26 protein-coding genes, 5 tRNA genes and 1 other RNA gene are annotated in these 26796 nt (G+C 50.8%); 24 read left to right on the top strand and 8 right to left on the bottom strand.

Annotated elements, in window-relative coordinates:
* The first annotated feature begins 204 nt into the window (after nt 1-204).
* The 19 genes from cydA (at nt 205) to pnuC (ending at nt 12270) form a co-directional block, all read left to right on the top strand.
* A complete protein-coding gene (cydA, locus tag GFC06_RS20585; RefSeq protein WP_016152309.1) occupies nt 205-1773 on the top strand; it encodes a cytochrome ubiquinol oxidase subunit I in 1569 nt (522 codons plus the stop codon).
* A 15-nt stretch (nt 1774-1788) separates the two neighbouring features.
* Nucleotides 1789-2928, top strand: coding sequence for a cytochrome d ubiquinol oxidase subunit II (gene cydB, locus GFC06_RS20580; RefSeq protein ID WP_016152310.1), 1140 nt, complete (start codon nt 1789-1791; stop codon nt 2926-2928).
* A gap of 14 nt (nt 2929-2942) precedes the next feature.
* Nucleotides 2943-3056, top strand: coding sequence for a cytochrome bd-I oxidase subunit CydX (gene cydX, locus GFC06_RS20575; protein ID WP_003022970.1), 114 nt, complete (start codon nt 2943-2945; stop codon nt 3054-3056).
* Nucleotides 3056-3349: a cyd operon protein YbgE gene (gene ybgE / locus GFC06_RS20570; RefSeq protein ID WP_016152311.1), complete on the top strand. Its 294-nt coding sequence runs from the start codon at nt 3056-3058 to the stop codon at nt 3347-3349. Before cydX ends, ybgE begins: the two co-directional genes overlap by 1 nt.
* A 330-nt stretch (nt 3350-3679) precedes the next feature.
* Nucleotides 3680-4084: a tol-pal system-associated acyl-CoA thioesterase gene (ybgC, locus tag GFC06_RS20565; RefSeq protein WP_003831439.1), complete on the top strand. Its 405-nt coding sequence runs from the start codon at nt 3680-3682 to the stop codon at nt 4082-4084.
* Nucleotides 4081-4773 carry a Tol-Pal system protein TolQ gene (gene tolQ / locus GFC06_RS20560; protein WP_016152312.1) on the top strand — a complete coding sequence of 231 codons (693 nt, stop codon included), beginning with the start codon at nt 4081-4083 and terminating at the stop codon, nt 4771-4773. The genes ybgC and tolQ overlap by 4 nt, the downstream gene beginning before the upstream one ends.
* Before the next feature lie 3 nt (nt 4774-4776).
* On the top strand, nt 4777-5205 hold the full coding sequence (tolR, locus tag GFC06_RS20555; protein ID WP_003022978.1) for a colicin uptake protein TolR: 429 nt from the start codon (nt 4777-4779) through the stop codon (nt 5203-5205).
* A 64-nt stretch (nt 5206-5269) separates the two neighbouring features.
* Nucleotides 5270-6526, top strand: a complete 1257-nt coding sequence (gene tolA / locus GFC06_RS20550) for a cell envelope integrity protein TolA (RefSeq protein WP_016152313.1) — start codon at nt 5270-5272, stop codon at nt 6524-6526.
* Nucleotides 6527-6653: 127 nt separating this feature from the next.
* Entirely contained in the window at nt 6654-7946 is a 1293-nt protein-coding gene (gene tolB / locus GFC06_RS20545) for a Tol-Pal system beta propeller repeat protein TolB (protein WP_003022981.1), read from the top strand.
* Between the two features lie 34 nt (nt 7947-7980).
* Entirely contained in the window at nt 7981-8499 is a 519-nt protein-coding gene (pal, locus tag GFC06_RS20540) for a peptidoglycan-associated lipoprotein Pal (RefSeq protein WP_003022983.1), read from the top strand.
* 9 nt (nt 8500-8508) lie between these two features.
* Nucleotides 8509-9297, top strand: coding sequence for a cell division protein CpoB (cpoB, locus tag GFC06_RS20535; protein WP_047359468.1), 789 nt, complete (start codon nt 8509-8511; stop codon nt 9295-9297).
* 165 nt (nt 9298-9462) lie between these two features.
* Nucleotides 9463-9538, top strand: a tRNA-Lys gene (locus GFC06_RS20530).
* Between the two features lie 26 nt (nt 9539-9564).
* Nucleotides 9565-9640, top strand: a tRNA-Val gene (locus GFC06_RS20525).
* Between the two features lie 3 nt (nt 9641-9643).
* A tRNA-Lys gene (locus GFC06_RS20520) sits at nt 9644-9719 on the top strand.
* 152 nt (nt 9720-9871) lie between these two features.
* Nucleotides 9872-9947 (top strand) — tRNA-Lys (locus tag GFC06_RS20515).
* 32 nt (nt 9948-9979) lie between these two features.
* Nucleotides 9980-10055: transfer RNA gene (locus GFC06_RS20510), tRNA-Lys, on the top strand.
* Nucleotides 10056-10084: 29 nt separating this feature from the next.
* Nucleotides 10085-10210, top strand: a non-coding RNA gene (locus GFC06_RS20505) — RtT sRNA.
* Between the two features lie 269 nt (nt 10211-10479).
* A complete protein-coding gene (gene nadA, locus GFC06_RS20500) occupies nt 10480-11523 on the top strand; it encodes a quinolinate synthase NadA (RefSeq protein WP_053389683.1) in 1044 nt (347 codons plus the stop codon).
* Between the two features lie 27 nt (nt 11524-11550).
* Nucleotides 11551-12270 carry a nicotinamide riboside transporter PnuC gene (pnuC, locus tag GFC06_RS20495; protein WP_016152316.1) on the top strand — a complete coding sequence of 240 codons (720 nt, stop codon included), beginning with the start codon at nt 11551-11553 and terminating at the stop codon, nt 12268-12270.
* Here the strand turns inward: pnuC and zitB are convergent.
* Nucleotides 12267-13208 (bottom strand): CDF family zinc transporter ZitB, encoded by a 942-nt coding sequence (zitB, locus tag GFC06_RS20490; protein ID WP_019076308.1) that lies wholly within the window; start codon nt 13206-13208, stop codon nt 12267-12269. The two genes, pnuC and zitB, sit on opposite strands and share 4 nt — an antisense overlap.
* Nucleotides 13209-13321: 113 nt before the next feature.
* Nucleotides 13322-13696 (bottom strand): YbgS-like family protein, encoded by a 375-nt coding sequence (locus GFC06_RS20485; protein WP_016152318.1) that lies wholly within the window; start codon nt 13694-13696, stop codon nt 13322-13324.
* 317 nt (nt 13697-14013) lie between these two features.
* Between GFC06_RS20485 and aroG the strand changes: the two genes are divergently transcribed.
* The gene (gene aroG, locus GFC06_RS20480) at nt 14014-15066 is read left to right on the top strand and encodes a 3-deoxy-7-phosphoheptulonate synthase AroG (RefSeq protein WP_016152319.1); all 1053 of its coding nucleotides are present in this window, start codon (nt 14014-14016) and stop codon (nt 15064-15066) included.
* A gap of 156 nt (nt 15067-15222) precedes the next feature.
* On the opposite strand, the gene gpmA is transcribed toward aroG, so the two are convergent.
* Nucleotides 15223-15975: a 2,3-diphosphoglycerate-dependent phosphoglycerate mutase gene (gpmA, locus tag GFC06_RS20475; protein ID WP_003022999.1), complete on the bottom strand. Its 753-nt coding sequence runs from the start codon at nt 15973-15975 to the stop codon at nt 15223-15225.
* A gap of 407 nt (nt 15976-16382) precedes the next feature.
* Between gpmA and chbC the strand changes: the two genes are divergently transcribed.
* From chbC to chbG, 4 genes are all read left to right on the top strand, one after another.
* Complete coding sequence (gene chbC, locus GFC06_RS20470; RefSeq protein WP_153690595.1) at nt 16383-17741, top strand: PTS N,N'-diacetylchitobiose transporter subunit IIC; 1359 nt, start codon at nt 16383-16385, stop codon at nt 17739-17741.
* A gap of 12 nt (nt 17742-17753) precedes the next feature.
* Entirely contained in the window at nt 17754-18572 is an 819-nt protein-coding gene (chbR, locus tag GFC06_RS20465; RefSeq protein WP_047497788.1) for a transcriptional regulator ChbR, read from the top strand.
* 73 nt (nt 18573-18645) lie between these two features.
* Nucleotides 18646-20037 carry a 6-phospho-beta-glucosidase gene (locus GFC06_RS20460; protein ID WP_052137983.1) on the top strand — a complete coding sequence of 464 codons (1392 nt, stop codon included), beginning with the start codon at nt 18646-18648 and terminating at the stop codon, nt 20035-20037.
* Nucleotides 20015-20773, top strand: coding sequence for a chitin disaccharide deacetylase (gene chbG / locus GFC06_RS20455; RefSeq protein ID WP_049282663.1), 759 nt, complete (start codon nt 20015-20017; stop codon nt 20771-20773). The genes GFC06_RS20460 and chbG overlap by 23 nt, the downstream gene beginning before the upstream one ends.
* Nucleotides 20774-20823: 50 nt before the next feature.
* Here the strand turns inward: chbG and galM are convergent, their stop codons facing one another.
* From galM to modF, 5 genes are all read right to left on the bottom strand, one after another.
* Nucleotides 20824-21864, bottom strand: coding sequence for a galactose-1-epimerase (gene galM, locus GFC06_RS20450; protein ID WP_019076309.1), 1041 nt, complete (start codon nt 21862-21864; stop codon nt 20824-20826).
* Complete coding sequence (gene galK / locus GFC06_RS20445; RefSeq protein ID WP_047359465.1) at nt 21858-23006, bottom strand: galactokinase; 1149 nt, start codon at nt 23004-23006, stop codon at nt 21858-21860. Before galK ends, galM begins: the two co-directional genes overlap by 7 nt.
* 3 nt (nt 23007-23009) lie before the next feature.
* On the bottom strand, nt 23010-24056 hold the full coding sequence (gene galT / locus GFC06_RS20440) for a galactose-1-phosphate uridylyltransferase (RefSeq protein WP_016156021.1): 1047 nt from the start codon (nt 24054-24056) through the stop codon (nt 23010-23012).
* 9 nt (nt 24057-24065) lie between these two features.
* On the bottom strand, nt 24066-25082 hold the full coding sequence (gene galE, locus GFC06_RS20435; protein ID WP_016152323.1) for a UDP-glucose 4-epimerase GalE: 1017 nt from the start codon (nt 25080-25082) through the stop codon (nt 24066-24068).
* 217 nt (nt 25083-25299) lie between these two features.
* A complete protein-coding gene (gene modF / locus GFC06_RS20430) occupies nt 25300-26772 on the bottom strand; it encodes a molybdate ABC transporter ATP-binding protein ModF (RefSeq protein ID WP_153690594.1) in 1473 nt (490 codons plus the stop codon).
* Between the last annotated feature and the right edge of the window lie 24 nt (nt 26773-26796).

The raw sequence follows: 26796 nt of genomic DNA, 5'->3' as shown, positions 1-26796 counted from the left end.
AAGGATTTTACGGCGTAATATAATTGCGGGATCAATTTGAGTGTTTTATTAACATGTTTGTAACCTTTCTTCATTGTCCTTTCTTCAAATGAGAAGAAAGAGCAGCGGCGGAGGGAAGCAGATAAATTTGTATTGGGGCATGCGTGTGACCCTTTCTAACGGGGTTCACTCTCGGAGTCTTCATGCGATGAGCAAGGAGTCATGATGTTAGATATAGTCGAACTGTCGCGCTTACAGTTTGCCTTGACCGCGATGTACCACTTCCTGTTTGTGCCACTGACGCTAGGTATGGCGTTCTTGCTGGCCATCATGGAAACGGTCTACGTCCTTTCCGGCAAACAGATTTATAAAGATATGACCAAGTTCTGGGGCAAGTTGTTTGGTATCAACTTCGCTCTGGGTGTGGCAACCGGTCTGACCATGGAGTTCCAGTTCGGGACTAACTGGTCTTACTACTCCCACTATGTAGGGGATATTTTCGGTGCGCCGCTGGCGATTGAAGGTTTGATGGCCTTCTTCCTCGAATCCACCTTTGTAGGTCTGTTCTTCTTCGGCTGGGACCGTTTGGGTAAAGTCCAGCATATGTGCGTCACCTGGCTGGTGGCCCTGGGTTCTAACCTGTCCGCACTGTGGATTCTGGTTGCGAACGGCTGGATGCAAAACCCAATCGCCGCGGATTTCAACTTTGAAACCATGCGCATGGAGATGCTGAGCTTCTCTGAACTGGTGCTCAACCCGGTAGCACAGGTGAAATTTGTTCACACTGTGGCATCTGGTTATGTTTGTGGCGCGATGTTCGTTCTGGGGATCAGCTCCTACTATATGCTGCGCGGTCGTGACTTCGCGTTTGCTAAACGTTCTTTTGCAATCGCCGCCAGCTTTGGTATGGCTGCTATTCTGTCTGTTATCGTTCTGGGTGATGAATCCGGTTACGAAATGGGCGACGTGCAGAAAACCAAACTCGCTGCTATTGAAGCGGAATGGGAAACGCAGCCTGCACCGGCTTCCTTTACCCTGTTCGGTATTCCGGACCAGGATGCGCAGGAAAACCATTTTGCGATTCAAATTCCTTATGCGCTGGGCATCATTGCCACCCGCTCTGTTGATACACCGGTCATTGGTCTGAAAGACCTGATGGTGCAGCACGAAGAGCGCATCCGTAACGGGATGAAAGCGTATCAACTGCTGGAAGAACTGCGTGCGGGTACTACCGATCAGGCCGTTCGCGACCAGTTCAACAGCATGAAGAAAGACCTGGGTTATGGTCTGCTGCTGAAACGCTATACAGATAACGTCACCGACGCGACCGAAGCGCAAATTCAGCAGGCAACGAAAGATTCTATTCCTCGCGTTGCGCCGCTGTACTTCGCTTTCCGTATTATGGTGGCGTGCGGCATTCTGATGCTGGCAATCATCGCAGTGTCCTTCTGGACCGTGATTCGTAACCGTATCGGTGAGAAAAAATGGCTGCTGCGCACCGCGCTGTATGCGATTCCTCTGCCGTGGATTGCCATTGAATCCGGTTGGTTTGTTGCAGAGTACGGCCGCCAACCGTGGGCGATTGGTGAAGTGTTACCAACAGCCGTAGCGAACTCTTCGCTGACCGCTGGCGACCTCATCTTCTCGATGCTGTTGATTTGCGGCCTGTATACCCTGTTCCTGGTGGCTGAACTGTATCTGATGTTCAAGTTCGCACGCCTTGGGCCGAGTAGCCTGAAAACCGGTCGTTATCACTACGAGCAGTCCACTGTGACTTCTCAGCCGGCACGCTAAGACAGGAGTCGTCAAATGATCGATTATGAAGTATTGCGTTTTATCTGGTGGCTGCTGGTTGGCATTCTGCTGATTGGTTTCGCGGTCACTGATGGCTTCGACATGGGGGTGGGCATGCTCACCCGTTTCCTCGGTCGTAATGATACCGAGCGTCGAATTATGATTAACTCCATCGCCCCGCACTGGGACGGTAACCAGGTTTGGCTCATCACCGCGGGTGGCGCACTGTTCGCTGCTTGGCCGATGGTGTATGCCGCTGCGTTCTCCGGTTTCTATGTGGCGATGATCCTGGTACTGGCGTCTTTGTTCTTCCGTCCGGTCGGTTTTGATTACCGCTCCAAGATTGAAGACATGCGCTGGCGCAACATGTGGGACTGGGGCATCTTCATTGGTAGCTTCGTTCCACCGCTGGTTATTGGCGTGGCGTTCGGCAACCTGCTGCAAGGGGTTCCGTTCCACGTAGACGACTACATGCGTTTGTACTACACCGGTAACTTCTTCCAGTTGCTGAATCCGTTTGGTCTGCTGGCGGGTGTCGTGAGTGTTGGGATGATCATCACCCAGGGCGCGACCTATCTGCAGATGCGTACGGTAGGTGAACTGCATCTGCGTGCGCGTGCAACGTCGCAGGTTGCGGCACTGGTCACTATGGTCTGCTTCGCGCTGGCTGGTGTGTGGGTGATTTACGGTATTGACGGTTATGTTGTGACCTCAGCACTGGATCATCATGCCGCCTCTAACCCGCTGACCAAAGAAGTGGCTCGCGTGGCTGGCGCATGGATGGTGAACTTTAACAATGCACCTATCCTGTGGCTGGTTCCTGCACTGGGCGTGGTTCTGCCGCTGTTGACCATCCTGACTTCTCGTATGGAGAAAGGGGCATGGGCGTTCGTCTTCTCTTCACTGACGTTAGCCTGCATCATCCTGACGGCTGGTATCGCAATGTTCCCGTTTGTGATGCCATCCAGCACCATGATGAACGCAAGTCTGACCATGTGGGATGCAACGTCCAGCCAGCTGACGCTGAATCTGATGACGTATGTAGCTTGTGTGTTCGTTCCGATCATTCTGCTGTACACCGGCTGGTGTTACTGGAAGATGTTCGGTCGCATCACCAAAGAAGATATTGAAAGCAACACCCACTCTCTGTACTAAGTAAGGAGCTTAAAATGTGGTATTTCGCATGGATTTTGGGAACGCTTCTTGCCTGTGCATTTGGGATAATCACAGCGCTGGCGCTTGAGCACGTTGAATCAGGCAAAGCCGGACAAGAAGATAGCTGATGACCAACATTATCGCGATGCAGTATAACGCGATGGATAAGCGCCCCTTGCGGGCGCTTTCCTTTGTGCTGGCAATCGTGTTGGCTGGCTGCATATTCTGGGATCCGTCACGTTTCGCGGCCAAAACCAGTGAGCTGGAAATCTGGCATGGTCTCCTGCTGATGTGGGCGGTCTGCGCAGGCATCATTCACGGCGTTGGTTTTCGTCCTCGCGCCGTACACTGGCAGGGCATTTTCTGCCCGCTAATCGCGGATATCGTCCTGGTTGTTGGTCTGATTTTCTTCTTCTTTTGAATAAGAAACATCCTTAAATATTTATGGGCTTGCATAAGCCCATAAATTTTTACTCTCCGTTTACTTTCCCCCATTCCAAAGCACCATTCCCGCGCGTATAGTAGCGAAGTTTGAAAGCATTAACCTAAGGTTGTGCCCTGGAGTTGTGTGCGGTGGCGACACTGGACCATCAGGACGCAACTTAATTGCATTACCGGGATGTAAAGTGAATACAGCGCGATATACAACGACATTCTTGAAGCATCGCGGCGGCAAGAACGCGAGTCACCAGGCGCCTACAAAGTTAAGCGACCGGTGTGAGTGGGCGAAGCCAACAAAGAGGCAGTAAGAATGAACAAGTATATGTTTCGATGGCCGGTTCGTGTCTACTATGAAGACACCGATGCCGGTGGGGTGGTATACCACGCCAGCTACGTCGCTTTTTACGAAAGAGCACGCACAGAAATGCTGCGTCATCATCACTTCAGTCAGCAGGTCCTGTTGGCCGAACGTGTAGCCTTTGTGGTGCGCAAGATGACGCTGGAGTATTTTGCGCCTGCCCGGCTCGACGATATGCTCGAAGTCCAAACCGAAATTACGTCAATGCGTGGCACCTCATTGGTTTTCACGCAACGCATTGTCAACGCAGAGAACACCGTGCTGAATGAAGCCGAAGTTCTGATTGTTTGCGTTGATCCACTCAAAATGAAGCCTCGTGCGCTTCCCAAGTCTATTGTCGCGGAGTTTAAGCAGTGACTGACATGAATATCCTTGATTTGTTCCTGAAGGCAAGCCTTCTGGTTAAACTTATCATGTTGATTTTGATTGGTTTCTCAATCGCATCCTGGGCCATTATTATCCAGCGGACCCGTATTCTTAATGCGGCTTCACGTGAAGCTGAAGCATTTGAAGACAAGTTCTGGTCCGGCATTGAATTGTCGCGCCTGTATCAGGAAAGCCAGGGGCGTCGTGATAATCTGGTGGGTTCGGAACAAATTTTCTACAGCGGATTCAAAGAGTTTGCGCGTCTGCATCGGGCGAATAGTCATGCGCCGGAAGCGGTCGTTGAGGGGGCATCCCGTGCGATGCGTATCTCGATGAACCGTGAACTGGAAACGCTGGAAACGCATATTCCATTCCTTGGCACCGTCGGCTCCATCAGCCCGTATATCGGTCTGTTCGGTACCGTTTGGGGGATCATGCACGCATTTATCGCGTTAGGCGCGGTAAAACAGGCAACGCTGCAAATGGTCGCACCGGGTATCGCGGAAGCGTTGATTGCAACGGCTATCGGTCTGTTTGCGGCAATCCCGGCGGTTATGGCTTACAACCGACTGAATCAGCGCGTGAACAAGCTGGAACTGAATTACGACAACTTTATGGAAGAGTTCACCGCGATTCTGCACCGCCAGGCGTTTACCGTTAGCGAGAGCAACAAGGGGTAAGCCATGGCCAGAACGCGTGGACGAGGTCGTCGCGAACTCAAGTCCGAAATCAATATTGTACCGCTGCTCGATGTACTACTGGTGCTGTTGCTGATCTTTATGGCAACCGCGCCGATTATTACGCAGAGTGTGGAAGTTGACCTGCCGGATGCGACCGAATCGCAAGCTGTCAGCAGTAACGACGAACCGCCGGTCATTATTGAAGTTTCCGGGATAGGGCAATACAGCGTGGTCGTTGAGAAAGATCGTATGGATCAACTGCCGCCGGAGCAGGTTATCGCGGAAGCGAAAAGTCGCCTGCAGACCAATCCGAAAACGGTCTTTTTAATCGGTGGTGCGAAAGACGTGCCTTATGATGAAATAATTAAAGCGCTGAACTTGTTACACAGTGCAGGCGTAAAATCGGTTGGCTTGATGACGCAGCCAATCTGATGACTGCGTTTTGCTGGCTTGAAAGATAGCGCGTAACAGGCGAACAGTTTTTTGGGAACCGAGAGTGTCAAAGGCAACCGAACAAAACGACAAGCTCAAAAGGGCGATAATTATTTCAGCGGTGCTGCATGTCATTTTATTTGCAGCGCTGATCTGGAGTTCGTTCGATGAGCACATTGATGCTTCAGCCGGCGGCGGTGGCGGTTCGTCCATCGACGCCGTTATGGTCGATCCTGGCGCCGTTGTGCAACAGTACGACAGGCAGCAGCAACAGCAGGCAAGTGCTAAACGTGCAGAAGAGCAGCGTGAAAAACAGGCGCAGCAGCAAGCTGAAGAGCTTCGCGAGAAGCAGGCGGCCGAGCAAGAGCGACTGAAGCAACTTGAAAAAGAACGTTTAGCCGCGCAGGAAAAAGTGCGCGAACAGGCGGAACAGCAGAAACAGGCCGAAGCCGCCGCCGCGAAAGCGCAAGAGCAACAGAAACAGGCTGAAGAAGCTGCGGCGAAGGCTGCTGCAGACGCGAAGGCCAAAGCAGATGCTCAGGCGAAACAAGCGGCAGATGCCGCGAAGAAAGCCGCTGCGGACGCACAGAAAAAAGCAGAGGCTGAAGCCGCTAAAGCCGCCGCTGATGCGAAGAAAATTGCCGAAGCACAAGCTGCTAAGGCTGCCGCAGACGCTGCGAAGAAAGCTCAGGCTGAAGCCGCTAAGCAAGCAGCAGCCGAGAAAGCTGCTGCAGAGAAAGCAGAAAAAGCCGCTGCCGCGAAAGCTGCCGCTGCTGAAAAGGCTGCGGCTGATAAGAAAGCCGCAGCGGAAAAAGCAGCAGCAGATAAAAAAGCTGCAGCCGAGAAAGCCGCTGCCGATAAGAAAGCTGCGGCAGATAAAGCGGCGGCTGCGAAAAAGGCTGCGGCCGAAAAAGCAGCTGCAGCCTCTGGCGTTGACGACTTGTTAGGCGACTTAAGCTCCGGTAAGAATGCACCGAAATCGGGTGGTGGAGCGAAAGGAAACGGTCAACCGGCGAAAGATAGTGGTACAAGTGGTGCAAATGGCGGTGCATCTGGCGCTGATATCAGTGCTTACGCATCTCAAATTCGTAATGCGATCCAGAGCCGTCTGTATGGTGCCGATTTGTATGCGGGTAAATCTTGCGTATTACATATCAAGTTAGCACCCGATGGTCTGTTACTGGATGTGACCGAAGAGGGCGGAGATCCGGCATTGTGCCAGGCTGCGCTGACGGCTGCGAAAACAGCCAGAATTCCTAAACCGCCTAGCCAGGCTGTTTATGAAAAAGTAAAAGATGCCAAGCTGGACTTTAAACTGTAATAACGTCCCTGAGAATTCAGGGGAAACGGTCTAAGGTTGAGACAGCGTTCTGGTAGTTTTGTGTATTTGAGTTTGTTAACATTCTGCTAAATTATCGTGGGCTTTCCGTCCAGATAAGGGAGATATGATGAAGCAGGCATTACGAGTAGCATTTGGTTTTCTGATGCTGTGGGCAGCGGTGCTGCACGCAGAAGTACGTATCGAGATCACCCAGGGGGTGGACTCGGCACGCCCGATTGGTGTTGTCCCCTTCCAGTGGGCAGGGCCGGGTGCTGCACCTGAAGATATCGGTGGTATCGTAGGTGCTGACCTGCGTAACAGCGGTAAATTTAATCCGTTAGACCGTTCTCGCCTGCCGCAGCAGCCGGGTACCGCACAGGAAGTTCAACCTGCCGCATGGTCTGCGCTGGGTATTGATGCCGTGGTAGTAGGTCAGGTTACGCCTAATCCGGATGGTTCCTACAGCGTTGCTTATCAACTGGTAGATACCGGTGGCGCACCGGGTACCGTACTGGCACAGAACACCTATAAAGTGAACAAGCAGTGGTTGCGTTACGCGGGCCATACTGCAAGTGACGAAGTGTTTGAAAAACTGACCGGTATTAAAGGTGCATTCCGTACCCGTATCGCTTATGTTGTTCAGACGAACGGCGGCCAGTTCCCGTACGAATTACGTGTATCCGACTACGATGGCTACAACCAGTTCGTGGTACACCGTTCTCCGCAGCCGCTGATGTCTCCGGCATGGTCTCCGGACGGTTCAAAGCTGGCATACGTCACTTTCGAAAGCGGTCGTTCTGCGCTGGTTATTCAGACGTTGTCTAATGGCGCGGTTCGTCAGGTAGCGTCGTTCCCACGTCACAACGGTGCACCTGCGTTTTCTCCGGATGGCAGCAAACTGGCGTTTGCCCTGTCTAAAACCGGTAGCCTGAACCTGTATGTCATGGACATTGGTTCCGGTCAGATCCGTCAGGTGACGGATGGTCGCAGCAACAACACGGAACCTACCTGGTTCCCGGACAGCCAAAACCTGGCCTTTACCTCTGACCAGGCCGGTCGTCCGCAGGTATATAAAGTTAACGTCAACGGCGGTGCTCCGCAGCGTATTACCTGGGAAGGTTCGCAAAACCAGGATGCGGATGTGAGCAGCGACGGTAAGTTTATGGTAATGGTAAGCTCAGCCAATGGTCAGCAGCACATTGCCAAACAAGATCTGGTAGCGGGTGGCGTACAAGTCCTGTCGTCAACGTTCCTGGATGAAACGCCAAGTCTGGCACCTAACGGCACTATGGTAATCTACAGCTCTTCTCAGGGGATGGGATCCGTGCTGAATTTGGTTTCTACAGATGGGCGTTTCAAAGCGCGTCTTCCGGCAACTGATGGTCAGGTTAAATTCCCTGCCTGGTCGCCGTATCTGTGATAATAAATAATTGATTAATAAAGGAATCATTGAAATGCAACTGAACAAAGTGCTGAAAGGGCTGATGATTGCTCTGCCTGTTATGGCTATTGCAGCGTGTTCTTCTAACAAGAACGCCAGCAATGACGGCAGCGAAGGCATGCTGGGTGCCGGCACTGGTATGGATGCAAACGGCAGCGGCAACATGTCTTCTGAAGAGCAAGCGCGTCTTCAGATGCAACAGCTGCAGCAGAACAACATCGTTTACTTCGATCTGGACAAGTACGATATCCGTTCTGACTTCGCTGCAATGCTGGATGCTCACGCTAACTTCCTGCGTAGCAACCCGTCTTACAAAGTCACCGTAGAAGGTCATGCGGACGAACGTGGTACTCCTGAGTACAACATCTCCCTGGGTGAGCGTCGTGCGAACGCCGTTAAGATGTACCTGCAGGGTAAAGGCGTTTCTGCTGACCAGATCTCCATCGTTTCTTACGGTAAAGAAAAACCTGCAGTACTGGGTCATGACGAAGCGGCTTACGCCAAAAACCGTCGCGCCGTACTGGTTTACTAAGAGAATTGCATGAGCAGTAACTTCAGACATCACCTGTTGAGTCTGTCGTTACTGGTTGGCATAGCGGCCCCCTGGGCCGCTTTTGCACAGGCGCCAATCAGTAGTGTCGGCTCAGGCTCGGTCGAAGACCGTGTCACTCAACTCGAGCGTATTTCTAACGCTCACAGTCAGCTTTTAACCCAACTCCAGCAACAACTCTCCGATAATCAGTCCGATATCGATTCCCTGCGTGGTCAAATTCAGGAAAATCAATATCAGCTGAATCAGGTTGTTGAGCGACAGAAGCAGATATTGCTGCAGATGAATAATCTTGGCAGCGGTAGTGCGCCTGCGGCACAGTCTACAGGTGGCGATCAGAGTGGGGCGGCAACCCCTGCACCTGATGCGGGAGTTGCAGCAACGTCAGGGGCTCCCGTGCAAACTGGCGATGCGAATACCGATTACAATGCAGCGATTGCTCTGGTGCAGGATAAATCCCGCCAGGATGACGCGATTGAAGCATTCCAGAACTTCATCAAAAAGTACCCGGACTCTACTTACCTGCCCAATGCGAATTACTGGCTGGGTCAGTTGAATTACAACAAGGGTAAAAAAGATGATGCTGCGTTCTATTTTGCTTCGGTAGTTAAAAACTTCCCCAAATCACCTAAGGCTGCAGACGCGATGTATAAAGTCGGCGTCATCATGCAGGACAAAGGTGACACAGCAAAAGCTAAAGCGGTTTATCAGCAGGTTATCACTAAATATCCTGGCACTGATGGCGCGAAACAAGCGCAAAAACGCCTTGGCGCGATGTAATGACCACCATGCGACCAGAAATCGTGTTATTTCTGGTCGTGTCGTGTGATTCCTAAGCAGTTGAGTTATTTACATCGAAATTTTTGTTGCGCTAAAATCTGAAATCAGTAATATATGCCGCCGTTGCCAAGGGATATCAAACAGCCCGAAAGCGGCGAAAAAAGTGGGGCGTTAGCTCAGTTGGTAGAGCAGTTGACTTTTAATCAATTGGTCGCAGGTTCGAATCCTGCACGCCCCACCACTTAATGCAGTATCCAGCGTAGTATCGGGTGATTAGCTCAGCTGGGAGAGCACCTCCCTTACAAGGAGGGGGTCGGCGGTTCGATCCCGTCATCACCCACCACTCGGGGCGTTAGCTCAGTTGGTAGAGCAGTTGACTTTTAATCAATTGGTCGCAGGTTCGAATCCTGCACGCCCCACCAACTTTAACATTGTACTCAGGTGTTAAACGTGAAGGATAACGTTGCTTTAGCAACGGCCCGTTAGGGCGAGACGAAGTCGAGTCATCCTGCACGCCGCCATATCAATTGTTATATTGGTGTCGAGTAAAGAATTTTTCAGGTGACATCCGAGCGGGTCGTTAGCTCAGTTGGTAGAGCAGTTGACTTTTAATCAATTGGTCGCAGGTTCGAATCCTGCACGACCCACCATCCTGAATAATTGAAGCAGTAAACCCCATACGGGGGCGTTAGCTCAGTTGGTAGAGCAGTTGACTTTTAATCAATTGGTCGCAGGTTCGAATCCTGCACGCCCCACCAGTGTAAAAAGGCGCCCTAAAGGCGCCTTTTTGCTATCTGCGATTTATAAGATTCGAACCTGCAGCAGGTTCGGGTCGAACGCAGTGAGACAACGGAGCCGTTCACGGCGACGGCCCGAAGGGCAAGCGAAGCGAGTCATCCTGCACGCCCCACCAGTGTAAAAAGGTGCCCTAAAGGCGCCTTTTTGCTATCTGCGATTTATAAGATTGCCTGATGTCCTTTGCTTATCAGTCTACAGACGACACTACTCGCGTTGGCCGGATAAGACGTCAGACGCCATCCGGCATTCATCACACGCAATTATTGTGACTTTTCTGCGCCAATCCGCTATCTTGTTTAGCATACAAAACAAATCAAACCGAATATGGCGTGCGTCACGCTTTTAATCGGTTATTTCGTTAAGCCAGTGAAACGAGAAAGCAAGATGAGCGTGATGTTTGATCCAGAAGCAGCAATTTATCCGTTTCCGCCGAAGCCAGTACCGCTAAGTGTGGATGAAAAGCAATTTTATCGTGAAAAAATTAAGCGCCTGCTGAAAGAGCGTGATGCCGTTATGGTCGCGCATTATTACACCGATCCTGAAATTCAGCAGTTAGCGGAAGAAACCGGGGGCTGTATTTCTGATTCTCTGGAGATGGCGCGGTTCGGTGCAAAGCATACTGCCTCTACGCTGCTGGTTGCGGGCGTGAGGTTTATGGGAGAAACTGCCAAAATTCTCAGCCCGGAAAAGACCATCCTGATGCCGACCTTACAGGCGGAATGTTCATTAGATCTGGGCTGTCCGATTGACGCGTTCAGCGCATTTTGCGACGCGCATCCGGATCGTACCGTGGTGGTTTACGCCAATACCTCTGCTGCCGTTAAAGCACGTGCGGACTGGGTCGTGACTTCCAGTATCGCGGTTGAACTTATTGAACATCTTGATAGTTTAGGTGAAAAAATCATCTGGGCTCCGGACAGACATTTGGGCAACTACGTGCAAAAACAGACCGGCGCAGACGTGCTCTGTTGGCAGGGGGCCTGTATCGTCCACGACGAGTTTAAAACCCAGGCTTTAACACGCATGAAAGGGCTTTACCCTGATGCCGCGGTGCTGGTGCACCCGGAGTCCCCTCAGTCTATCGTTGATATGGCAGATGCGGTTGGCTCAACCAGCCAGCTCATCAACGCGGCTAAATCGTTACCGCATAAGCAGTTGATTGTGGCGACTGACCGGGGCATTTTTTACAAAATGCAGCAGGCCGTTCCGGATAAAGAGCTGCTTGAAGCTCCGACGGCTGGCGAGGGGGCAACCTGTCGCAGCTGTGCGCATTGTCCGTGGATGGCGATGAATGGCCTGAAGGCGATTGCTGAGGGCCTGGAACATGGCGGCGCGGCTCATGAGATACATGTTGAGGACTCGCTGAGAGAAGGGGCGCTGTTGCCGTTAAACCGTATGTTGGAATTTGCGGCTACACTTCGAGCGTAATTATTTATTTTTGCTCTGGGGGAAAAGATGGACTTTTTTAGCACGCAGAACATTCTGGTACATATTCCGATTGGCGCGGGTGGTTACGATTTGTCGTGGATCGAAGCCGTGGGAACGATCGCCGGGTTGCTGTGTATTGGCCTGGCGAGCCTTGAGAAAATCAGCAATTACTTCTTCGGTCTGATAAACGTCACGCTGTTTGCAATTATCTTCTTTCAGATCCAGCTCTATGCCAGCTTGTTGCTGCAAGTTTTCTTCTTTGCCGCAAATATCTACGGCTGGTATGCCTGGTCCCGGCAAACCAACCAGCATGAAGCGGAACTGAAAATTCGCTGGCTACCGCTTCCAAAAGCGATCGGCTGGCTGGCGGCTTGCGTGGTGGCGATCGGCCTGATGTCGATCTATATCGATCCGGTCTTTGCGTTCCTGACAGGCATTGCGGTGAATATTATGCAGGCATTGGGATTACAGGTTGTTGTGCCTGAACTACAACCCGATGCATTCCCGTTCTGGGACTCCTGCATGATGGTGCTGTCGATTGCAGCGATGATCCTGATGACGCGCAAATACGTTGAAAACTGGCTGCTGTGGGTGATCATTAACGTCATTAGCGTGGTGATCTTTGCCCTGCAAGGCGTATATGCCATGTCGCTGGAATATATGATCCTGACGGTTATCGCCCTGAACGGTAGCAGGATGTGGATTAACAGCGCGCGTGAGCGGGGTTCCCACGCGCTTTCTCATTAATGGTGATGATGTGAATGGCCGGACACGCCCTGATACAGGTGACAGTCCGGCCCATTGCACGGCTGATACTCCATCTGGATTGTGGCGTGTTCAATCTGGTAGTGATGGATAAGGAAATGCTGAATACGCTCCAGCAACGCATCGTGATCGTGTGGCGGGATCACCTGAACATGCAGCGTCATTACCGGTTTTTCGCCCACCATCCAGACATGGACATGGTGAACGTTGCGGACTTCAGGGATATCCCGGCTGAGATGGCGCTGTAGTGCGGCGATATCCAGCGTCAGCGGGGCACCTTCCAGTAATTCATTAACGCTATCTTTTAGCAATCGCCAGGCGCTACGCAGCACCAGTACGGAAACCAGAATCGAGAGAATTGGGTCCGCGGGCGTCCAGCCCGTCCAGATAATAATCAGCGCAGCGATGATTGCCCCGACAGAGCCGAGTAAATCGCCCATCACATGCAGCGCCGCGGCGCGGACGTTCAGATTTTTCTCTTCACTGCCGCGATGTAAAACCCAAAAAGCGAGCACGTTGGCCAGTAGACCCGCGACAGCAATAACCATCATCATGCCGCCAGCCACGGGGCGAGGTGTCTGGAAGCGCTCAATCGCCTCCCAGACGATTAAAATGGTGATAACGACCAATGCGATGGCATTAACAAATGCGGCCAGCGTCGTGAGCCTCAGCCAGCCGAAGGTGTGTCGTATTGTGGGCGGGCGACGGGAAAACCGGACGGCCAGCAGCGCGAAAAGCAGCGCCGCAGCATCCGTGAGCATGTGCCCGGCGTCGGCCAGCAAGGCCAGTGAACCAGAAAGTATGCCACCCACCACTTCAACCAACATAAATCCGGCTGTAATGCAGAATGCGAACATCAGTCGGCGGGCATTATTGTCCTTGGGTTGCTCAGAGGAAGTATGAGTATGTGCGTGCGCCATTATGCCATCCCTTTGTTATTCTAATCTTTACTGTATGCCATCATACCGTTTTTGGGATGATAAAATTAAAAAGGAGAGCTATTGCTCTCCCGTTATTAGCTTTAATTTCAGCGTTACTGCGTGGTGCCATCAGTTTTTGTATCAACATCATTGTTGATGCCGTTTCCGGTCTCAACCTTCTTATTCACATCAGGGCAGCGACCGTCCTTACACATCGTGTTTTTGTGCATCTCATCTTTGGTCATCCCTTCATGGTTCATTGATGAACCGTCCGGGTGCAGCATTGTGCCACCTGAATTCACGTTACTGTTGTCGACATTATTTGGCGCCACGTTTTCGCGGGCGTCTGGGGCGACTTGTCCTGCATCAGCCGAGGAATTTGCCTGACCGTTATTGGACTGCGCGTTGCTTTCAGCAGCCAGTGCCGCGCCGCTGGCGAGGCTGAGTGTAGCGGTAAGGAAGAGTGAAGCCAGCTTTGTCATATGCATATTATGCTCCTGTTAAGGTCGATATGTCGGATAACGTCTTCCAACAGTGCATGTGCCAGTTACATCATCAATATGTGGTTAATCGTTTTGCTATGGAAATTAAAACCAGCATAGAATCTTGAAATCTATGAAAATTAAAGCTGTTACAGTTAGAAATTGTAGTTTGGATCTCGTTTTTCGCTACTTTATTGCGTTTTTTTGGCCAATTCCAGGATTAATCCGTCCAAAGTGTAAAACCCCGTTTACACTTTATGACTGAAGATATAGATTGGAGGGATTGCATTCATTTATATAAGTATGGCAACGCTGGAATAATCATGAATTATCAGAACGACGATTTACGCATTAAAGAGATCAACGAGTTATTACCACCAGTCGCACTGCTGGAAAAATTCCCCGCTACTGAAAATGCCGCCAATACGGTGGCTCATGCCCGTAAGGCGATTCATAAAATTCTGAAAGGGAGCGACGATCGCCTTCTGGTGGTGATTGGGCCGTGCTCTATTCATGATCCGGCAGCTGCCAAAGAGTATGCCACTCGTCTGCTGGCGCTGCGCGAAGCGTTAAAAGGTGAGCTTGAAATCGTCATGCGCGTCTATTTTGAAAAACCGCGTACCACCGTTGGCTGGAAAGGGCTTATCAACGACCCGCACATGGACAACAGCTTCCAGATCAATGATGGGCTGCGTATTGCGCGTAAACTGCTGCTGGATATCAACGACAGCGGATTGCCGACTGCGGGTGAATTCCTCGATATGATCACCCCACAATATCTCGCCGATCTGATGAGCTGGGGCGCGATTGGGGCACGTACAACAGAATCTCAGGTGCACCGCGAGCTGGCATCGGGTCTGTCCTGCCCGGTTGGTTTTAAAAACGGAACCGATGGCACCATCAAAGTGGCGATTGATGCAATCAACGCTGCAGGGGCACCGCACTGCTTCCTGTCTGTCACCAAATGGGGTCATTCAGCGATCGTGAATACCAGTGGTAATGGCGATTGCCATATCATTCTGCGCGGTGGCAAAGAGCCGAACTACAGCGCTCAGCACGTTGCGGACGTGAAAGAAGGCCTGGTCAAAGCAGGACTCTCTGCGCAAGTGATGATCGACTTCAGCCATGCCAACTCCAGCAAGCAGTTCAAAAAGCAGATGGATGTTGCGAAGGATGTTTGCGGACAAGTCGCCGGTGGCGAAAAAGCAATTATTGGCGTGATGATCGAAAGCCATTTGGTGGAAGGTAATCAGAATCCAGATAGCGGTGAGCCGCTGACCTACGGTAAGAGTATCACCGACGCCTGCATTGGCTGGGAAGATACCGATGCGGTGTTGCGTCAACTGGCGGATGCGGTAAAAGCGCGTCGCGGTTAACCAAGTCCCCTGGGCCTGAGAAGAGTAGTGCTATCAGGCATTCCGGTGCAGACTGCCGGATGGCGGCGATGCCTTATTTGGCCTACATTTTCTGGTCGTGTCGAAATAAAAAAAGCGTGGAGAAATCCACGCTTTTTCTTTAACTTACCGCGAAAATTACTTCGCTTTACCCTGGTTCGCAACGGCCGCCGCTTTTGCTGCGATCTCGTCAGCGTTACCCAGATAGTAGTGTTTGATCGGCTTGAAGTTTTCGTCGAACTCATACACCAGCGGTACGCCGGTCGGGATGTTCAGTTCAAGGATCTCATCTTCGCCCATGTTATCCAGGTATTTAACCAGCGCACGCAGAGAGTTACCGTGAGCGGCGATAATTACGCGCTCACCGCTTTTCATGCGCGGCAGAATGGTTTCATTCCAGTAAGGGATAACGCGATCGATGGTCAGCGCCAGGCTTTCGGTAACCGGTAACTCTTTGTCGGTCAGCTTCGCATAACGCGGATCGTGACCCGGGTAACGTTCGTCGTCTTTGGTCAGTTCCGGCGGGGTAACCGCAAAGCCGCGACGCCACTGCTTAACCTGCTCATCACCGTATTTTTCCGCGGTTTCTGCTTTGTTCAAACCCTGCAGCGCACCGTAATGGCGTTCGTTCAGTTTCCAGGATTTCTCAACCGGCAGCCAGGCCTGATCCAGTTCGTCCAGTACGTTCCACAGGGTGTGGATGGCACGTTTCAGCACAGAGGTATAAGCAAAATCGAAGCTGTAGCCTTCCTCTTTCAGCAGTTTTCCTGCCGCTTTTGCTTCGCCCACGCCTTTCTCGGACAGATCAACATCATACCAACCGGTAAAACGGTTTTCGTTGTTCCACTGACTTTCACCGTGACGTACCAGAACCAGCTTAGTTACAGCCATACATTCACTCCTATAAATCATATCGAATGATAATAATTCTCATTATATTGCCGTAATCCGTCAGCGGCAATGCTTATCCTTATACAATAGCGAAAATTAGTCATTAATGTAAGAAACATGTAAATGAGAGGTTGTGTAGGGAGAGCAAGGTAAGTGACTGAGCACCTGAGAGAAAAGGGGCGAGATTTTCAGTGAATGCAGAGCCTGAAAATTGTTCAAAATGTGAAAATCCTCATACCAAAAAGTCAATCAAACGGAATTCAAGTACCTTACTCATTACTGCCTTTGAATGTCTTCAAGTATGCTATTCATAATTTCTGAGTAAATGTTCGAACGATTAATTTTCCGTCAAAGAATTTCACAATAATTCATTTCCTTATCAGATTTCATATTTGAGGATATTTATCATGTCAGGTGCAATAAGCTCTCTGGAAAGGGTGATCTTACCTGTTGCCGTAAAACTGGGAAAACAGGTACATGTCAATGCCATTAAAAATGGCTTTATCAGGTTAATGCCTTTAACGCTGGTTGGGGCAATGTTTGTTCTTATTAACAATGTGCTACTTAATTTTGGTGAAGGATCATTCTTCTGGTCAATGGGGGTGCGGCTGGATGGAGGAACAATTGCTTCTCTGGAACAATTAAAAGTCATTGGTGGCAGCGTTTATAACGGCACGCTGGGGATAATGTCATTAATGACACCATTTTTTATTGGTATGGCACTTGCTGAAGAGCGTAAAGTCGATGCTCTGGCCGCTGGCTTATTATCAATCGCGTCTTTTATGACCGTAACACCATTTACCGTAGAGCAGGCGAGTGCCATTGGCGCAAACTGGCTTGGCGGCGCGAATATTATCTCAGGGATTGTAATAGGTCTGGTCGTTGCTGAGATGTTTGCTTTTATTATCCGCCGTCAATGGGTTATCAAGCTACCCGATAGCGTACCGGAGTCAGTCTCTCGTTCATTTACTGCTTTGCTCCCCGGTTTCATCATTCTTTTAATTATGGGGCTCATGTCATGGGGGCTTTCTCTGGCGGGTACCCATTTCCACCAGGTGATTATTAATTCGATCTCCACTCCACTGGCGTCACTTGGCAGTATTGTGGGATGGGCATATGTCATATTTAATTCATTACTCTGGTTTTTCGGCGTGCACGGAGGCCTGGCGCTAACTGCGCTGAATAGCGGTATCCTCGGCCCGTGGGGAATGGAAAACATGGAGACCTACACCCATTTTGGTTCTGTCGATGCAGCACTGGCCGCGGGTAAAAGCTTCCACTTTTGGACAGGCCCAATGCTGGAATCGTATGTTTACCTTGGGGGAACGGGAGCGACGCTTGGTCTGATTGTTGCCATTTTTATTGCCTCGCGCCGTGCGGATTATCGTCAGGTGGCCAAAATGGCGCTGCCGTCGGGACTCTTTAATATTAACGAGCCTATTTTGTTTGGCTTGCCAATCATTATGAATCCAGTGTTGATGATCCCCTTTGTGCTTATTCAGCCAATCCTGGCGGGAATCACCCTGCTGGTGTATTCATTAGGTATTATCCCTCCATCCACAAACTTTGCACCGTGGACGATGCCGCCTGGACTGGGAGCATTTTTCAATTCAAATGGTAGTGTTGCCGCTTTGATTATGGCATTAGTGAATCTTGCCATGGCAACGATAATTTATCTGCCATTTGTTGTTATTGCTAATAAAGCGCAAAACGTTATTGATGAGGAAGAGAGCGAGGAAGATATCGCTAATGCTTTGAAGTTTTAATGAGGAACTACCATGGAAATTAACACTGTTCATGAAAATCAGTTTTTAAAGGGTAAGGACTTTTACTTCTTTATCCTTGATAAAACGGAGAGTATTAGTGGATTACACCAGCATGATTATTATGAGTTTACCCTTGTGCTGACGGGAAGTTGTTGTCAGGAGATTAATGGTAAACACGTTATAATGGAGCGTGGTGATTTTGTGTTTATTCCTGTGGGGTCATATCATCAAACTTTTTATGATTACGGTGTTACTCGCATTTTAAATATGGGAGTCAGTAAGTGCTATTTTGATGAACATTATTTGAATATGCTGCCCTCATGTTTTGTGGCATCACAACGTTATACGATGTCAAATGCATTTTTGACCTGCATAGAATCTACATTATCAACGTTGGGCGTACATCAGAGCGAGTGCGATGAATTCAATAAATTACTTACTTTTTATATCGTCAATCGGCTACAGCATTATGAAGACAATCCACGGTCAGATTCCGTGCCCGGCTGGTTATCTCAACTGATAAGAGAAATGCACAAAAAATCAATGTTTGCAGATCAGGCATTAAATAACATGGTCAGACTCTCCGGAAAAACCCAATCGTATCTTACGCGTGCAACAAATCGTTATTACCAGAAAACACCTGGGCAAATAATTAATGATATTCGTATTGATTATTGTAAGAAGCAGTTGGAGACAACTAATTTTTCTGTGACGGATATTGCTTTTGAAGCAGGTTTCAGTAGCCCAGGGATTTTTATTAATAATTTTAAAAAATTGACATCATTTACGCCGGGTAATTATCGCAGGCAGTTGGTCAACACCAATCATTAGCACTTTTGGTATCAGGCGCTAGTGAGTTAAGTAAATAACAACAGATTGCAGGAGACTGCTTTCAGGAGTCGAAATGAAAAAATTAAAAGTAGTCACCATTGGGGGAGGCAGTAGCTATACTCCGGAATTGCTCGATGGATTTATTAAGCGCTATCACGAGTTACCTGTCAGCGAGTTATGGCTGGTGGATGTTGAAGAAGGTCAAGCCAAACTCGATATCATTTTCGCGTTATGCCAGCGTATGGTGGCGAAGGCGGGCGTGCCGATGACCATCCATAAAAGTCTTAACCGGCAGGAAGCGTTACAAAATGCGGATTTTGTTACTACACAATTTCGAGTTGGGCAGCTAAAGGCACGTGAACAGGATGAGCGTATACCGTTGTCACAGGGGTATCTGGGGCAAGAGACCAATGGTGCCGGTGGGCTATTCAAGGGGCTACGTACAATACCTGTTATTTTAGATATTGTGCAAGATGTACAGAATATTTGTCCTCAGGCCTGGATTATTAACTTTACCAACCCTGCAGGAATGGTAACAGAAGCTGTATATCGCTATACCGATTTTAAACGTTTTATTGGTGTCTGCAATGTCCCGATAGGAATGCGGATGTTGTTAGAAGATCTATTGGCGTTAACCAAACAAGATGACGTTTCTCTTGATCTGTTTGGGTTGAATCATTTGGTTTTCATTCGTGATGTTTGGGTAAATGGGCAATCACGTTTTGCTGAGGTAATGGAACGGGTTGCTTCGGGAACGATTGGCGGCAGTTCAGTCAAAAATATTTATAGTCTACCGTTTAGTGAAGGTTTGTTGCGTTCACTTAATTTACTACCGTGTTCATATCTTCTCTATTATTTCAAACATAAAGAGATGTTGGCGATAGAAATAGGTGAGTATTACAAAGGTAACGTTCGCGCACAGATAGTTCAGAAGTTGGAAAAACAGCTATTTGAAATCTATAAAAATCCTCAGTTGGATACTAAACCTGCGGAACTTGAAGCCCGTGGGGGAGCTTACTATTCAGATGCGGCTTGCGAAGTAATTAATGCTATTTATAACGATAAGCAAACTGAACATTATATTAATGTACCGCATCATGGACATATTGATAATATCCCAGCGGATTGGGCTGTAGAAATGACCTGTTTGCTGGGTAAGCATGGCGCTACACCGCACCCGCGTATTACGCATTTTGATGAGAAAGTACTGGGGTTGATCCACACCATAAAAGCGTTTGAAATCGCTGCTTCACATGCATCCCTGAGCGGTCAGTTTAACGACATTTTGCTGGCGTTGAATCTTAATCCATTGGTGAATTCAGACCTGGGCGCTGAAGTTTTGGCGCGGGAAATGCTGCTGGCTAATCAACAGTACTTGCCCCAGTTTGCTGATGCTTTTCACTTATTCCTGCAACCAGACAATCAACCAAAGGACCAGCGACATGATGAAATTATTGATTGTTAATGCCGATGATTTTGGACTAAGCCCGGGGGTAAATTACGGCATTATTGCGGCACATCGCCATGGCTTAGTTACCTCAACGACAGCAATGATGAATGCCGGGGGTATCGAACATGCGGCTGAGATCAGCGCTGATTATCCCTTGCTAGGTGTTGGTTTACATTTTGTTCTCAGTTATGGCAGGCCACTGTCCGCGATGCCTTCCCTGGTGAGAGAAGGTCATTTAGGGAAATGGGTGTGGGAGGTAGCAAAACAGGGCTCACTGGCGGATGAGGATATTGTGGCTGAATTACACCAGCAGTTTGACCGCTTTGTCTCGCTTTTTGGGCGTCAGCCAACCCATATTGATAGCCATCATCATGTCCATTTTATTCCTCAGGTCTGGCAGCATGTGTCAGATTTTGCACGTAAAAAAGGCGTACCAGTACGCCTCGACTGGCAGGCGATCCGGCAGCACAATATCCCGGTACAAGGGGTACGCGGAGTTGAACGCTTTATCAATGATTTTTATGCTGAAAATGTCTCTGATCGCTTCGTTCTTGAAGCGCTAAGACGGGCAACACTGGGTGATGAACAATCTGTCGAGCTGATGTGTCATCCTGCTTTTATCGACAAAACAGGGATGGCCAGCAGTTATTGTTTTCCGCGACTGGATGAACTGGAGGTACTGACTTCGCCTGCACTGCAACGTGCAGTGGTGGAGTTGGGATTCCGGCTGGGAACCTATCGCGATCTGTGATGTATTACCCGGCGGTTTACATCGCCGGGCATTTTACATTGAGGACGACATCAGGCTGGAATAAACTGATATTCCGTCACGCTGGCATACTCTTCACCCGGACGCAGGAAGCAATCCGCCTGTGGCCACTCAGGGTGGTTCGGGCTGTCCGGCAGAAATTCACTTTCCAGCGCCAGGCCTTGCCAGTCTTCGTAGGCCTCTGGCCCGCGGGAAGGCGTACCACCGAGGAAGTTACCGGAGTAAAACTGCAATGCCGGGGCCGAGGTGTAGACCACCATTTGCAGTTTTTCATCCTGTGACCACAACTGAGCGACCGGCGTACGCGCGTTGCCCTGTGCCTGAAGCAGGAAGGCGTGATCGTAGCCTTTCACCTTGCGCTGATCGTCATCGGCCAGAAATTCGCTACTGATGATTTTAGGGGTGCGGAAATCGAACGTGCTACCGGCGACGGATTTCAGTCCATCATGCGGGATACCCATTTCGTCAACCGGTAAGTACTCGTCCGCCAGAATTTGCAGCTTATGCTGGCGCACATCCGTTTTATCGCCGTCGAGGTTAAAATAGACGTGATTCGTCAGATTCACCGGGCAGGGTTTATCGACCGTGGCACGATAAGTTATCGAAATACGATTATCATCCGTCAGGCGATACTGCGCGGTGGCGCAAAGATGGCCTGGGAAGCCCTGATCGCCATCGTCAGACGTTAAGGCGAACAGCACCTGACGGTCATTCTGATTGACTATCTGCCAGCGACGTTTGTCGAAACCGTCTGGTCCGCCGTGCAGTTGGTTATTGCCCTGACTTGGCAGTAATTCAACGGTTTCGCCAGCAAAGGTATAGCGGCTGTTGGCGATACGGTTCGCGTAGCGGCCAATCGAAGCCCCCAGAAATGCAGCCTGTTCCGGGTATTGTTCTGGACTGGCGCAGCCGAGTAATGCTTCGCGCACGCTACCATCGCTAAGCGGAATACGCGCAGAGAGCAGGGTCGCGCCCCAGTCCATGAGCGTGACTACCATCCCTGCGTCATTGCGCAGGGTGAGCAGGCGAAACGGTTGACCGTCCGGAGCCTGCACGGGGATTTCGTTTAACATTGTCCGGCTCCTTGTGAAGGTTTGCAGACGTAGAATGTTTCTTTAATACCGGTTTTTGCCTCGTACTGTGCGGCGACAGCCTGCTGTACGGCAGGAACCAAATCTTGCGGGATCAGCGCCACGATGCAGCCGCCGAAGCCGCCGCCGGTCATACGCACACCGCCTTTATCACCGATGGTCGCTTTGACAATCTCTACCAGCGTATCAATTTGCGGCACCGTGATTTCAAAGTCATCGCGCATTGAGGCGTGAGATTCCGCCATCAGCTGGCCCATGCGCAGCAGGTCGCCTTTTTCCAGTGCCTGCGCGGCTTCAACGGTACGCGCATTTTCCGTGATGACGTGGCGCACGCGTTTGGCAACAATCGGATCCAGCTCGTGGGCGACAGCGTTAAACGCTTCAAGGCTGACATCACGCAGCGCTGGCTGCTGGAAGAAACGCGCGCCGGTTTCACACTGTTCGCGACGGGTGTTGTATTCGCTACCGACCAGCGTGCGTTTAAAGTTGCTGTTGATGATCACCACCGCTACGCCCTCAGGCATAGAAACGGCTTTGGTGCCCAGCGTACGGCAGTCGATCAGCAGCGCATGATCTTTCTTGCCAAGCGCGGAGATCAGCTGATCCATGATGCCGCAGTTACAACCGACAAACTGGTTTTCAGCTTCCTGGCCATTCAGGGCAATCTGCGCGCCGTCGAGCGGCAGATGATAGAGCTGCTGGAATACCGTACCAACAGCGACTTCCAGTGAGGCAGAAGAGCTTAAGCCCGCACCCTGCGGGACGTTACCGCTGATCACCAGATCCGCGCCGCCAAAGGCGTTATTGCGCTTTTGCAGATGTTTTACCACGCCACGCACGTAGTTTGACCACTGCTGGCTGTCGTGGGCGATAATTGGCGCATCGAGAGAGAACTCATCAACCTGATTGTCGTAATCAGCGGCGATGACGCGTACTTTTCGATCGTCGCGTGCCGCGCAGCTGATGACGGTTTGATAGTCGATGGCGCAGGGCAGAACGAAGCCGTCGTTATAATCGGTATGTTCGCCGATCAGGTTTACACGACCCGGTGCCTGAATAGTATGGGTGGCAGGGTAGCCAAACGTTTCTGTAAACAGAGATTGTGTTTTTTCTTTCAGACTCATTATTTACACTCCGGATTCGCGAAAATGGATGTCGCTGACCGCACGCAGTCGCTCAGCCGCTTGTTCTGCGGTCAGGTCTCGCTGGGTTTCTGCCAGCATTTCATAACCGACCATAAATTTACGCACGGTCGCGGAACGCAGCAGCGGCGGGTAAAAGTGCGCGTGCAACTGCCAGTGTTCGTTTTCTTCACCGTTAAACGGCGCGCCGTGCCAGCCCATGGAGTAGGGGAATGAGCACTGGAACAGGTTGTCGTAACGACTGGTCAGTTTTTTCAACGCCAGCGCCAGGTCAGCACGCTGCTCGTTGGTCAAATCGGTAATACGCAGCACATGCGCTTTCGGCAGCAGCAGCGTTTCGAACGGCCACGCGGCCCAGTAAGGGACAACCGCCAGCCAGTGCTCAGTTTCAACGACCGTACGGCTGCCGTCTGCCAGTTCACGCTGGACGTAATCAACGAGCATCGGCGCGCCCTGTTCGGCGAAGTATGCTTTCTGTAGGCGATTTTCACGTTCAGCTTCGTTAGGCAAAAAGCTGTTGGCCCAAATTTGACCGTGCGGGTGCGGGTTCGAGCACCCCATCGCCGCGCCTTTATTCTCAAATACCTGCACCCAGGGATAGGTTTTCCCTAAGTCTTCGGTCTGCTCCTGCCACGTTTTTACGATTTCTGTCAGCGCAGGGACGCTGAGTTCTGGCAGCGTTTTGCTGTGATCGGGCGAGAAGCAAATTACGCGGCTGGTACCGCGCGCGCTCTGGCAACGCATCAACGGATCGTGACTGTCCGGCGCGTCCGGGGTATCGGACATCAGCGCCGCAAAATCATTGGTAAAAACATAGGTCCCGGTGTAATCCGGATTTACATCACCGGTAACGCGCGTATTGCCAGCACACAGGAAACAGTCCGGGTCATGTGCAGGCAGTACCTGCTTAGACGGGGTTTCCTGCGCCCCTTGCCACGGGCGTTTGGCGCGATGCGGTGATACGAGGATCCACTGCCCGGTGAGCGGGTTAAAACGGCGATGTGGATGATCGACAGGATTGAATTGCGTCATGATTGGTCCTTAATCCGAATATCCTTGCGGGTGGCGTGACTGCCAGTGCCAGGTGTCTTGTGCCATTTCATCCAGTGTGCGGGTCACGCGCCAGTTAAGCTCGCGATCGGCTTTGCTGGCATCTGCCCAGTAAGCTGGAAGATCGCCATCACGGCGCGGGGCGAAATGGTAATTAATGGGTTTACCGCAGGCTTTGCTGAAGGCGTTGACCACGTCCAGTACGCTGCTGCCGATGCCTGCTCCGAGGTTGTAAATATGCACACCCTGTTTGCCCGCCAGTTTTTCCATCGCGACGACGTGGCCGTCGGCGAGATCCATCACGTGGATGTAGTCGCGAACGCCGGTGCCATCTTCAGTTGGGTAGTCGTTGCCAAATATGGCAAGGGACTCGCGGCGGCCCACGGCAACTTGTGCGATGTAAGGCATCAGGTTGTTGGGAATACCTTGCGGATCTTCCCCCATATCGCCCGACGGATGAGCACCAACCGGGTTAAAGTAGCGCAGTAAGGCGATACTCCAGTCGGGGTGTGCTTTTTGCAGGTCGGTCAGGATTTGTTCTACCATCAGCTTGCTTTTGCCGTACGGACTTTGCGGCGTGCCGGTGGGGAAGCTTTCAACGTAAGGAATTTGCGGCTGATCGCCATAGACGGTCGCGGAGGAACTAAAAATGAAGTTTTTCACGTTGGCGGCGCGCATTGCATTCACCAGACGCAGGGTGCCATTGACGTTGTTGTCATAGTACTCCAACGGCTTGGCAACGGATTCTCCAACGGCTTTTAAACCCGCAAAATGGATGACCGTGTCAATGGCATGATCGTGCAGAATTTCGGTTATCAGCGCTTCGTTACGGATATCCCCTTCCACGAAGGTCGGCTGCTTGCCACCTAAACGCTCAATGACGGGCAAAACGCTGCGTTTGCTGTTGCAGAGATTGTCCAGGATCACCACCTCGTGACCGTTTTTCAACAACTGCACGCAAGTGTGGCTTCCAATGTAACCGCTACCACCTGTAACCAATACTCTCATAATTCGCTCCGTTAAGCCTATGGTATGCAATAACCATAGCATAACAAAGATGAGAAAAGTGTGACATGGAATAAATTAGTGGAATCGTTTACACTCCATAAGTTTCACGCATTTTTAATGGTTATTTTATTTTAAATCATTATGTTAGGTTGCTATTTCAGCGTTTGTCTGAAAAAAAGCAGAAAAAAAGGGCGTGATAAACGCCCTGCAATGAAAACTAACGCAGAGACGTTAGTCGATAGGCGTAGATGTCGTTCTCGGGCACAAACTCCAGTCGATGGGTAATGCAGGCTGGGGCATCTTCGGCGTGGTGAGAGACGAACAGCAGTTGAGTTTCACCTTCACCGATTAGCACATCCACAAAACGGCGAATCAGTTGGCGATTGAGCGGATCTAACCCTTGCAAAGGCTCGTCAAGGATCAACAACGTCGGGTGTTTAACCAGCGCCCGAACAATCAGTGCCAGCCGCTGCTGTCCCCAGGAAAAACTATGAAATGGCGCATCCGCGGTACGTTTATCGAAGCCAAGGATATCCAGCCACTGTTGCACCAGCTTGTGCTGCCTGTCGGAAACGGCCTGATAGATGCCGATTGAATCAAAATAACCAGAGAGAATAACGTTGCGAACTGTGGTACTCACCCGGTAATCCAGATGCAGACTGCTGCTGACGTAGCCGATGTGTTTTTTGATATCCCAGATAGTTTCACCGCTGCCACGGCGACGGCCAAACAGGGTCAGGTCGTTGCTGTAGCCCTGGGGGTGATCGCCGGTGATTAAACTGAGCAGAGTTGATTTTCCCGCTCCGTTGGGGCCGACGATTTGCCAGTGTTCCCCCGGATTTACCTGCCAGCTCAAATGGTGAAGGATAGGGCGATCGTTATACGAGACCGTGCCATCGTTAAGCACAATTCGCGGCTCGTTATCTGACAACGTACGGCGCACCGAAGGCTCGTCCGGTTCAGGTAACTGAATTCCTTCCAGCCGCTCGCTATGGGCAAGCTGAGCGATTAATGCCTGTTGCAGAAGGTCGGTTTTTGCGCCGGTTTCTGTCAGTGTGCAATCGGCAAGTACGCCAGCAAACTGCACGAACTCGGGAATTTCATCAAAGCGGTTAAGTACCAGCACCAGCGTAAAGCCGGCCTGATGCAACTCCGCGAGCAGTTCTGCTAACTGACGGCGTGACGCCACGTCCAGCCCGTCAAAGGGCTCATCAAGGATCAGTAAATCCGGCGCGGACATTAACGCCTGACAGAGCAGGGTTTTGCGTGTTTCACCGGTGGAAAGGTATTTGAAACGCCTGTTGAGCAGGGAAGAGATGCCAAACTGCTGCGCCAACGCAGCGCAGCGGGCGGGATCGTTGACCTCATCCTGGATGATTTCGGCGGTGGTGCGCCCGGTATCGTCTTCACCGGGACTAAGAAGATCGGTGTTGTTTCGCTGCCACTCGTCGCTGACTAGCTTTTGTAGCTGCTCAAAGGAGAGTCGGGTAATACGCGTGAACTGACAGTGGCGCTCGCCTTTCAGAAGCTGCAGCTCTCCCGCCAGTGCGCGGGCCAGCGCGGATTTCCCGCTCCCGTTAGCGCCAACAAACGCCCAGCTATCACCCGCGTTTAACGTCAACGCATCTAACTGGAGCGTTTTTGTGTCGCTAAGACGAAACGTGCCTTGCGAAATTTGCAACGATGACATTTTGTATCCCATTATTTGCAGCGA

The sequence above is a fragment of the Citrobacter braakii genome (genome assembly GCF_009648935.1).
Classification (GTDB): Bacteria; Pseudomonadota; Gammaproteobacteria; order Enterobacterales; family Enterobacteriaceae; genus Citrobacter; species Citrobacter braakii.
This window is presented reverse-complemented; position numbering and strand designations above follow the sequence as displayed.

Coding starts and splice junctions, on each gene's coding strand:
- pal (WP_003022983.1), top strand. CDS start 7,981: ATGCAACTGAACAAAGTGCTGAAAGGGCTGATGATTGCTCTGCCTGTT.
- galE (WP_016152323.1), bottom strand. CDS start 25,082: ATGAGAGTATTGGTTACAGGTGGTAGCGGTTACATTGGAAGCCACACT.
- cydX (WP_003022970.1), top strand. CDS start 2,943: ATGTGGTATTTCGCATGGATTTTGGGAACGCTTCTTGCCTGTGCATTT.
- aroG (WP_016152319.1), top strand. CDS start 14,014: ATGAATTATCAGAACGACGATTTACGCATTAAAGAGATCAACGAGTTA.
- gpmA (WP_003022999.1), bottom strand. CDS start 15,975: ATGGCTGTAACTAAGCTGGTTCTGGTACGTCACGGTGAAAGTCAGTGG.
- modF (WP_153690594.1), bottom strand. CDS start 26,772: ATGTCATCGTTGCAAATTTCGCAAGGCACGTTTCGTCTTAGCGACACA.
- cydB (WP_016152310.1), top strand. CDS start 1,789: ATGATCGATTATGAAGTATTGCGTTTTATCTGGTGGCTGCTGGTTGGC.
- tolB (WP_003022981.1), top strand. CDS start 6,654: ATGAAGCAGGCATTACGAGTAGCATTTGGTTTTCTGATGCTGTGGGCA.
- zitB (WP_019076308.1), bottom strand. CDS start 13,208: ATGGCGCACGCACATACTCATACTTCCTCTGAGCAACCCAAGGACAAT.
- ybgE (WP_016152311.1), top strand. CDS start 3,056: ATGACCAACATTATCGCGATGCAGTATAACGCGATGGATAAGCGCCCC.
- ybgC (WP_003831439.1), top strand. CDS start 3,680: ATGAACAAGTATATGTTTCGATGGCCGGTTCGTGTCTACTATGAAGAC.
- cydA (WP_016152309.1), top strand. CDS start 205: ATGTTAGATATAGTCGAACTGTCGCGCTTACAGTTTGCCTTGACCGCG.
- galK (WP_047359465.1), bottom strand. CDS start 23,006: ATGAGTCTGAAAGAAAAAACACAATCTCTGTTTACAGAAACGTTTGGC.
- nadA (WP_053389683.1), top strand. CDS start 10,480: ATGAGCGTGATGTTTGATCCAGAAGCAGCAATTTATCCGTTTCCGCCG.
- GFC06_RS20460 (WP_052137983.1), top strand. CDS start 18,646: ATGAAAAAATTAAAAGTAGTCACCATTGGGGGAGGCAGTAGCTATACT.
- pnuC (WP_016152316.1), top strand. CDS start 11,551: ATGGACTTTTTTAGCACGCAGAACATTCTGGTACATATTCCGATTGGC.
- chbC (WP_153690595.1), top strand. CDS start 16,383: ATGTCAGGTGCAATAAGCTCTCTGGAAAGGGTGATCTTACCTGTTGCC.
- galM (WP_019076309.1), bottom strand. CDS start 21,864: ATGTTAAACGAAATCCCCGTGCAGGCTCCGGACGGTCAACCGTTTCGC.
- cpoB (WP_047359468.1), top strand. CDS start 8,509: ATGAGCAGTAACTTCAGACATCACCTGTTGAGTCTGTCGTTACTGGTT.
- galT (WP_016156021.1), bottom strand. CDS start 24,056: ATGACGCAATTCAATCCTGTCGATCATCCACATCGCCGTTTTAACCCG.
- chbG (WP_049282663.1), top strand. CDS start 20,015: ATGATGAAATTATTGATTGTTAATGCCGATGATTTTGGACTAAGCCCG.
- GFC06_RS20485 (WP_016152318.1), bottom strand. CDS start 13,696: ATGCATATGACAAAGCTGGCTTCACTCTTCCTTACCGCTACACTCAGC.
- chbR (WP_047497788.1), top strand. CDS start 17,754: ATGGAAATTAACACTGTTCATGAAAATCAGTTTTTAAAGGGTAAGGAC.
- tolR (WP_003022978.1), top strand. CDS start 4,777: ATGGCCAGAACGCGTGGACGAGGTCGTCGCGAACTCAAGTCCGAAATC.